Genomic DNA, 8886 nt, shown 5'->3' on the forward strand with positions numbered 1-8886 from the left:
ATTATACAATGATCGGCAATTATACAACGATCGCCAATTATACAACGATCGCGATCGCAAACAGCACTACAAATGCAAAACTGAGATGCTTCCTATGAAGACTTGCATTTTTCACTACAAATCAATTTGATTGCGGGCGTGCGATCGCAGATAATATAACTAATAACTAATAACTAATAACTAATAACTAATAACCGATGACTCAAACTATTGTTGTTAAAATAGGAACTTCGACACTTACTCGATCGACTACCGGGAACTTAGCTCTCTCAACTATTGCTACATTAGTCGAGATTTTGGCCGGTTTGCAGCAACAAGGCCATCGAGTAGTGTTGGTTTCTTCCGGTGCGGTGGGAGTGGGCTGCGCGCGCTTGGGCTTGACGGAACGCCCACGAAATATCGCTCTGAAGCAGGCTGTGGCCGCCGTCGGACAAGGGCGGCTGATGCGCGTTTACGATGACTTGTTCACTACTCTACAACAGCCGATCGCCCAAGTATTGCTCACCAGAGGCGATTTAGTACAGCGCAACGGGTATGTTAATGCCTACAATACGTTTCAGCAACTGCTCAAATTGGGCGTAATTCCGATCGTCAATGAGAACGATACTGTAGCGGTAGACGAACTCAAATTTGGCGATAACGACACGCTTTCGGCGCTAGTAGCGAGTTTGGTAGAAGCAGATTGGTTGTTTGTGCTCACCGATGTCGATCGGCTGTATTCAGCAGATCCGCGCAGCAATCCCGACGCACAGCCGATCGCCCTAGTAGAAAGCATGGCACAACTCACAGCATTGGACGTACAAACAGGAGATTCCCGCAGCGGTTGGGGAACCGGCGGAATGGTGACAAAAATTGAAGCCGCCAGAATCGCCACAGCATCAGGAGTACGCACAGTCATCACCAACGGCTGCTTTCCTGGTAATATTGAGAAAATATTGAACGGCGAGGCGATCGGCACTCAATTCGAGCCGCAACCGCGCCCAGTAAACGCTAGAAAACACTGGATAGCCAACGTCTTAATTCCAGCCGGAAAACTCTATTTAGATCCGGGTGCTGTCAAGGCAATTTCCCACGGCGGAAAATCGCTGTTAGCTGCGGGAATTGCTCAAGTAGAAGGAGAATTTCAAGCTGATGATTCCGTGCAGTTGTGCGACGGAGAAGGCAAACAAATTGCGAGGGGACTTGTCAATTATAGCAGCTTAGAGTTGAGACAAATCAAAGGGTGCAAATCAGATAAAATTGCTGAGATTTTAGGTTATGCAGGCGTAGAAACCGCAGTACACCGAGATAACTTAGTGATTGTTTAATTATTAAAATAAGACGTACGAATGGAATTCGCATCTACACAAACGATGTCCGCCTCCGCGGACTGAAGAAGGTAACATAATTTTAACTGCCGGCTCTTCAACCCGCGGAGGCGGGTTTTCTTTGTGTAGGCGCGAATTCCATTCGCCCAGGCGCGAATTCCATTCGCGAGCGTCTTCTCTCGTGGGGTGAGTGCTTGTATAGACGCGGTTTCAACGGTCTTCTTAACAAACGTCTAAACAGTCAAGAGTGCGATCGAACGCAGAAATAGAGGATACTTGCAGCACAGTTTTGCAAGAATTTGTTGTACTGTGTCCAAATAGCTCGTGCATCGCTTCTGTAAATAGTTCAAATACATTTTGTGCTAATTCTAAAGCTGCTTGGCGTTCCGCATCAGAAAGTTCTATCTCTGCTAAAACTTGCAACATCTCCGGTGTATTTAAAATTTGATGATTTTCCAAACCAACATAACTTCCTCCCAAATAAATATATTCTTTTTTATTGATTTTCTCTAATTCCACGATCACTGCTAGCGCCGCCTCACAAAAAACTGTGGCGGTTCCTTCCAAGGCTTCGGCTAACACCAGTTTCTGAATGGGAGAGGCTTTCCAAGCGTAGCGTTCCAGCACCGAACAGAGCGATCGAGTTTTTTTAGTTTCTTCACCCCAAAGCAGCCTGAAGTCCCCGTAACTCATTAATTTGTTGAAACCCAATGTCTCTAGATGTTGCAGATACCCGTACCAGTAGTAGTTTTCTTTGTAAGTATATTTGTTAATCAGTTCCTGAACCTTGTTATTGCTGGAAGAGTCTCGGAGGACGTACTTGTTTAAATCACTCAAGCCCATAGCCAAAGGATCGAGTACAGGTGCAAAAATTAGTCGTTGATTCGGGTGAATGTGTTTATTAGCTAGAAATTCAAATAACGGCAATTTTGCAAACTCATCTTTTTTTTGTGCAATGAATGCCATAATCTCTTTCATAGCTTTTTCCTCGGAGTGGCTGTTCTCAAGATAATCTCGATCCCTGCATTAATTATCTATGTTTGTGAGTCTAAGTAATTGTGTTTCTTGTCATACATATGTGTATTTTAGATCGTATACTTAGCGTGTTTGCCGTCACAAAATAATGTGATTTGCATCATATTATGGAAAATTACCAGAAAGAATTAGTTGAAAGCCTCTCCCTGCTCGGGAGAAATTAAAATCAGACTATTCATTACTCCAATCCTCGGACTTCTAGGTAGAGGTGGCTCTCAAACTGTCAACTGTCAACTGTCAACTGTCAACTGTTGAAAAGATGTCATTGTGAACGTAAGGCATTGAAGTGAAGCAATCGCAGGGGTCTGAGACTATTTTTCTCTGCTATTGCAACCGTAGCGCAGATAAGTATTTAGACTGACACGATCTAAGTCAGGACTTAAGCAGAACCGATGAAAAATAGATCCTGCAATTAAACACACAGATTTTGCGATCGCAAGGGGTAGCTGGCCATGACAGAAATACCTAATTAATGCGTGAGTCCTGTAAGTCTACAAATAACAATTTGCTCTTCCCAGAATTGCCTTTAGGTGCATTGTGAGCTACTCTGTCTTTTGGATCGGTTAAGAAAACAATAGGAGTTAATCTTGGAACGGACTTTTTTAGCGATTAAGCCCGACGGCGTACAGCGCGGACTCGTCGGCGAAATTATCGGTCGTTTTGAAGCCAAAGGCTTTACGCTAGTTGGGATGAAGCTAATCACGGCGAGTCGCGAACTAGCCGAACAGCATTACGCCGTACACAAAGAAAGACCGTTTTTTGCGGGACTGGTAGACTTCATCACTTCCGGGCCGATGGTGGCGATGGTGTGGGAAGGGGGCGGCGTTGTGGCGTCGGCGAGAAAAATGATTGGCGCGACAAATCCTCTGAATTCTGAACCGGGAACAATTCGCGGCGATTTGGCTGTGAATGTTGGCCGCAATATTATTCACGGTTCTGATGCTGTCGAGACTGCAAATCAGGAAATTAGTCTCTGGTTTAAACCTGAAGAATTAAGTGCTTGGACTCCTTGTTTGAGTCCTTGGACTGTGGAGTAGTTTTGATGTTCTCCCGATTGTTAATCGGGAGATATTCTTATTTTTCATAATAATCAAGTCGCATTTATATATTTTTTTTGACCACCCAAATCCCAGAAACCGGGTTGATTCCCTTATCTCTCGTAATCCACCGAAAATTGTCGGAGAAACCCGGTTTCTCGCCACGCAGCGAGAGAATTAATCTCTCGTAATCCACCGAAAATTGTCGGAGAAACCCGGTTTCTCGCCACGCAGCGAGAGAATTAAACGCACCCAATCTCAGAAAACTGTGTAAAAATGGTAGAAAAGGGTGCGTGACAATTCATAGTCCCTGGTATGTATCAGGATTTTTCGCGGTCACACACACTACAACTATAACTCTTTAAAAAATTGAGGACTAAAGTTTTTACTACAAACCTCAAGACAATTCATCAAACAAAAAACCGGGTTTTTTACCAAAACCCGGCTACCATGAACACCAGCAATTTTAACACTGCTCAAACCTCAATTCTTTAATAACTTCATGCCCATTTTCACCTTGTCCAAAATCGTCTTTTGCGACACACAAGTAATCAGACACAACTTGCCACAATTCAAGGTATCACGGCGGACTTCCTGAGCTTTTTCGCCGTACCAAATCTCGCGGGCACTGGTCTCTTTCACATTGCCAATCACCGGATATTCATCGCACAATTTTACATCGCCGCGCGTATCAATCCAGTAATTGCGGAGTCCAACACGACAAGGCCGAGTCGAATCAGGAGCTTTTTGTTCCTGGAAGTGAGGAACCATCAAACGCAATACTTCATCGCTGTTCATAATTGGTGCGCCGTTTTTCTTCATATCTATTAAGCGCTCAATTACCTGTGAAAATTCTTCCCTGTCTTCTTCTTCTACCCACAATTCCGAATAGGTTTCTGGTGTCCAGCGGTTGACTGGTTGGAAGTTCACCGTCGTGGCTCCAATTCCTTTCGCCCAGGTTACAATTTCCTCTAGGTGGCGGAAGTTGAGCCGATTGATAGTTGGTTTGACGTTGATTGGAAACAGGACGTTTTGTTTTTCTTGTTCTTCGCGCAGATAAACGATTCCTTTGGAAAGTCTGTCAAACAATCCGGGTTGACCGCGCAAATAATCGTGCAATTCTGCGTTCGGCCCGTCAACGGACATATTCACATTAAAAGGACGCGCCGCTACAGTTTTCGCTGCATTTTCCCGAGTCATACAATAGCCGTTTGTGGTGACACCGGCGTGGATGCCGTTTTTGTTGGCAAATGTCAGCAAGTCTAGAAAACCTTTCTTAATATAAGGTTCGCCACCGCTAAAGTTGATGGAAAATTCGCCGATAAATTCTTTGACACTCAACAGGGCATTTTGCCAATCTTCGATCGTCATTTCGTCTTTATATTCTTTGAGGCGCCAATACTCGCATTGACGGCATTTCACGTTGCAGTGCTCGTTGACAATTCCGTAAAAAGTAACTGGGGTTGTCATGTCTAGCCCTGTATTGATCCGCAGCGATTCGGCTACTGCACTCTTGGTGTGTTTGACGCCCAGTCTGGATAAAGTTAAAGCATCCATGTTTTTGTTCCCTTACGTGTTGTTACTTAAGTCAATGTTATGAAATCGAGCTTGGTAAGTAGGGTTACGTATTTCTCCTTATTCCTCGTTACCTATTCCTCGTGAGTACGTATGCACCATCCTAATCGTCTCTTTGGGATATAGGTAGATGATTTTTAAAATTTTATAATATGAAGTATTGTAACATATTAGTATTTCAAATGTATCAAGCGATTATTTGTGTTTAAAGATGAATCCTGCTTAATAAGTGGCAGAAAGTATCAGCCTGAAATTGACTTAAATCAATAAATTGTAAATCTTACTGAAAATTTGTTAAAAAACTTAATAATTTGGCTCAGTAAAATTACTTAAGTATGCAGTACCAATAACTTAAAGTTATAATGAAATAAGGTGTCCGTACAGCATTTAGCTTCACACAACCTTTAAAATATGAAGGAATTTAAGTATTTCAACGGAAAAAAATGGCGATAAACATGGGACGATATTTGCACGTACTGAAATTGTTCTGGGGTGCAGCGATCGCAGCGGAGCTCGAATACCGGATCAACTTTGTCCTCGCAACCCTCAGCAGCCTCGGAAACCTTGCTGGTAGTTGGTTTGGCCTGTCGCTGTTTTACCGTACTGGCTACAGCTTTTCTGGCTATTCGTGGGAAGAAGCTTTAGTTGTACTCGGCATTTTTACGGTTTTGCAGGGGTTTTCGTCAACTTTTCTGGCGCCCAACCTCAGCCGTATTGTCGATCGAGTCCAGCAAGGTACTCTCGATTTTGTCCTCCTCAAACCCATCAGTTCCCAATTCTGGCTATCTGCAAACACAGTTTCCCCTTGGGGAATCCCGGATTTAATCTTCGGCACCGTATTGTTGCTGTATGCTGCTAATAAATTGGGAGTAGGAATAGGCAACTATTTTTTAACAGCAATACCGTTGTTATTTGGCACTATTACTCTTTACAGTATTTGGTTTATGCTGGGTGCAACCAGCATTTGGTTTGTCAAGATTTATAACGTTACCGAAGTCCTGAGAGGATTGTTAGAAGCGGGTAGATTTCCGATGGCAGCTTATCCCGCAGCTTATCGATTTTTCTTCACTTTTGTAGTGCCCGTTGCCTTCTTGACTACTGTGCCGGCAGAAGCCATGCTGGGCAGAGGTGACATGGTTTGGATCGCAGGGGCGGGAATTTTGGCGATCGGGCTTTTATTTTTCTCCCGGTACTTCTGGCAATTTGCACTCCGCTTTTACACCAGCGCTTCGAGTTGATTCATTCAGTTGACAGTTGACAGTTGACAGCGCTTAAGCTGGAAGGAAGAGGATTGGAGTAATGAATCGTCTTTTTTTGATTTCTCCCGATCGGGGTTCCCGTTTTAAACCAATTATTTGTGGTGAAAAACGAGAGAGGGATCATCTCAGTTTTGCATTTACAGTGCTGTCCCCGCTCGCGTGTTGTACAATACGCGAGCGGGGACAGCACTACAATAAAAAAATGCTTTTTACAAAACTGAGATGATCCCAACGAGAGAAGGTTTGACCAGTCGGGAATAGTACATGAAAATATACAGTTTGAATGCAGTACAGCGGACGGATAAATATTTTTCCCCCTATCTAGTTATATTCTCAAAAAAACAGTAAAATTTCTACATATCCTTGAAATCTAAACTCTCAATCAACTACGCAAACGAGGGCCAACGAATGAAAAGAAAAAAACTGGGCAACAGTAATTTTAATATCAGTGCGATCGGTCTGGGTGGTATGCCTATGTCGTTAAGCGGCCGGCCGCCAGAAGCGGAATCAATTGCGGTAATTCACCGCGCCCTCGATTTGGGCGTTACTCTGATTGACACCGCAGATTCTTATTGCCAAGATGAATCTGACAAACACCACAACGAGCATTTGATTGCCAAAGCTTTGCAAGAGTATACGGGAGATATTCGGGCTGTTACTGTGGCAACGAAAGGTGGTTTAATGCGCCCTCAAGGTGCCTGGACGCGCAACGGTAATCCCCACCATTTACGTCAAGCAATTCACGAAAGTTTTGAAGCTTTGGGAGGCCAAAAGCCGATCGACCTTTGGCAATATCACTCGCCCGATCCAGCCTATACAATCGAAGCAGCCCTAGCACCCGCAAAAGAAGCAGTAGAAGCAGGAATGGTTCGATTTATCGGAGTTTCCAACTTTTCTGTAGAGCAGATCAAACGCGCCCGCGATACAGTAGAAATTGTCTCGGTGCAGAATCAGTACAATCCGTGGCACAGACAGCCGGAATCCGACGGTGTACTGGAATATTGCGAAGCCGAAAAACTGACATTTTTCCCCTGGAGTCCTTTGGGGGGAAGCCGTCGGGCCACTAGCTTGCAAGATATGCCTGCGATCGCCAAATTAGCTGCCGAAAAAAACGTTTCAGTTTACTGTATAGTATTAGCTTGGTTGATGGCAAAATCGCCCTGTGTCGTTCCGATTCCCGGGGCTACAAAATTATCGAGCATTGAGGACTCCGTAAAGGCGATCGAAGTTAAATTGACTGATGAAGAATTGCAACAAATTGCAGCAAGTTAGAAACTTCACTGATAAGCTGTTACGCATTTAAGTTGCATATTTGGGGTGATGCTCTGAGTATCGCCCCACAAGATTTTGATAATTTCTTGATATATAATTTGAATGCAGAGTAGCTTATAATACGACAGATTTAATTAGTAAAATTACCCCTTTGTGAGGAATTGAGTTTTATGGAAGCTAATCAAGTGAATGCCGATCGAGACGTAGCAATTGAACATCAAAACGTACCTGTCGCCCATGAAGGACTGCACAATTTTTTATACAGTTCCGACTCAGAACATAGCGCATCGACTGCTATTTCTGAATTAGAAAATGACGGTACGCAAGTAATGTCGATCGATACTTGGCGGATGATAGCAAGTAATGCGAAAGTTGCCGGTGTTTACGCTGTCACGGACTCTTCTCGCAACACTCAATATGTAGGTTATTCGCGAAACATTCTGCTTTCAATCAACGGTCACATTGCCCAAAACGGCGCGGAAAATTGTGCTTTTGTGCGGGTGCAAACTTTTAAATTCCCAAAACGGGAAGAAATGGAAAGTTTGCGGGATGCTTGGATCGCAGAAATCGGCAGTATTCCGCCTGGAAACGGCGCCCAGAGCGAGATGTGGGCGAGTACGGTGGGTCAAGCAGCGCGATCGGCAATGTCGGCGGCTGAGCAACAAGCTTATGAGGAAAAGAAGCTAAAATTGCGTAAAGCAATGGCAGATTCTACTCTTAGCAAAGAGTTGGAAACAGCGGCTAAAAGTGATGGGGAAGGACACAAGCATCTGGGATCTGTTGTTAATAATGATGATGATTGGAGTGCGGTGATTCAATCGCAAACTCAGGAAACAAAGTCTGAAAAATAATATGCGGTGCTAGATAAAGTTTCGTTTGTTGTCAAGCGAACTGGAAGAACATCAAATGTTTGTAGGTGGCGAGAAACCGGGTTTCTTCGACAAATTTGGGGTAAGTACGAGAAGTATAGGAAGAAACCCGGTTTCTGAGATTATTGTCATCCAATTTTTTGGTTGGGTGGGGGCGGGTTTATTAATATTTGGGATGGTAATTATAGATGGTTGATCAACCCGCTCCTACGGAATTTGGTAATACAAAATACAAGAATACATAGAAAATACCAAAATGTGCATCCAATTCTTTGGTTGGGTGGGGGCGGGTTTATTAATATTTGGGATGGTAATTATAGATGGTTGGTTAACCCGCCCCTACGGAATTTGGTAATACAAGAATACATCGAAAATAGCAAGATTGGTAGATACTGTCTTGAGCTGTCAAGGGGTAGCAAGTAAATAATTGGGATCGAAAGGCTTTTGGGACTTTAAAATCCCAAAAGCCAAATGCACCAACTTCCTCATAAGCGCACCAATTACCTGCATTTTGACCTTACCACGACCCAAT

General features: G+C 43.7%; 8 protein-coding genes and 1 pseudogene. 6 read left to right on the forward strand and 3 right to left on the reverse strand.

The genetic code is table 11. From position 1 onward, the window contains the following. Positions 1 to 197: 197 nt before the first annotated feature. The gene (gene proB / locus JGK36_RS30550) at positions 198 to 1307 is read left to right on the forward strand and encodes a glutamate 5-kinase (RefSeq protein ID WP_293198983.1); all 1110 of its coding nucleotides are present in this window, start codon (positions 198 to 200) and stop codon (positions 1305 to 1307) included. A gap of 222 nt (positions 1308 to 1529) precedes the next feature. Here proB and JGK36_RS30555 read toward each other — a convergent pair whose 3' ends face one another. Next, entirely contained in the window at positions 1530 to 2285 is a 756-nt protein-coding gene (locus tag JGK36_RS30555; protein WP_293182201.1) for a hypothetical protein, read from the reverse strand. Between the two features lie 644 nt (positions 2286 to 2929). Here JGK36_RS30555 and ndk point away from each other — a divergent pair. Next, complete coding sequence (gene ndk / locus JGK36_RS30560) at positions 2930 to 3379, forward strand: nucleoside-diphosphate kinase (RefSeq protein WP_293182203.1); 450 nt, start codon at positions 2930 to 2932, stop codon at positions 3377 to 3379. A gap of 483 nt (positions 3380 to 3862) precedes the next feature. Here ndk and JGK36_RS30565 read toward each other — a convergent pair whose 3' ends face one another. After that, positions 3863 to 4936 carry a radical SAM protein gene (locus tag JGK36_RS30565; RefSeq protein ID WP_293182205.1) on the reverse strand — a complete coding sequence of 358 codons (1074 nt, stop codon included), beginning with the start codon at positions 4934 to 4936 and terminating at the stop codon, positions 3863 to 3865. A gap of 461 nt (positions 4937 to 5397) precedes the next feature. Here JGK36_RS30565 and JGK36_RS30570 point away from each other — a divergent pair, with 461 nt between their 5' ends. The 4 genes from JGK36_RS30570 (at position 5398) to JGK36_RS30585 (ending at position 8550) form a co-directional block, all read left to right on the forward strand. Then, positions 5398 to 6192 (forward strand): ABC transporter permease, encoded by a 795-nt coding sequence (locus JGK36_RS30570; protein WP_325315485.1) that lies wholly within the window; start codon positions 5398 to 5400, stop codon positions 6190 to 6192. 429 nt (positions 6193 to 6621) lie between these two features. Next, positions 6622 to 7485: an aldo/keto reductase gene (locus tag JGK36_RS30575; RefSeq protein ID WP_293182207.1), complete on the forward strand. Its 864-nt coding sequence runs from the start codon at positions 6622 to 6624 to the stop codon at positions 7483 to 7485. Between the two features lie 170 nt (positions 7486 to 7655). Beyond that, complete coding sequence (locus JGK36_RS30580) at positions 7656 to 8336, forward strand: GIY-YIG nuclease family protein (protein WP_293182209.1); 681 nt, start codon at positions 7656 to 7658, stop codon at positions 8334 to 8336. Between the two features lie 28 nt (positions 8337 to 8364). Beyond that, the gene (locus JGK36_RS30585) at positions 8365 to 8550 is read left to right on the forward strand and encodes a hypothetical protein (RefSeq protein WP_293182211.1); all 186 of its coding nucleotides are present in this window, start codon (positions 8365 to 8367) and stop codon (positions 8548 to 8550) included. A 209-nt stretch (positions 8551 to 8759) separates the two neighbouring features. On the opposite strand, the pseudogene JGK36_RS30590 reads toward JGK36_RS30585, so the two are convergent. Beyond that, a pseudogene (locus JGK36_RS30590) lies at positions 8760 to 8886 on the reverse strand (IS110 family transposase); the annotation flags it as partial.

The organism is Microcoleus sp. PH2017_35_SFW_U_B (genome assembly GCF_020737865.1).
GTDB lineage: Bacteria > Cyanobacteriota > Cyanobacteriia > Cyanobacteriales > Microcoleaceae > Microcoleus.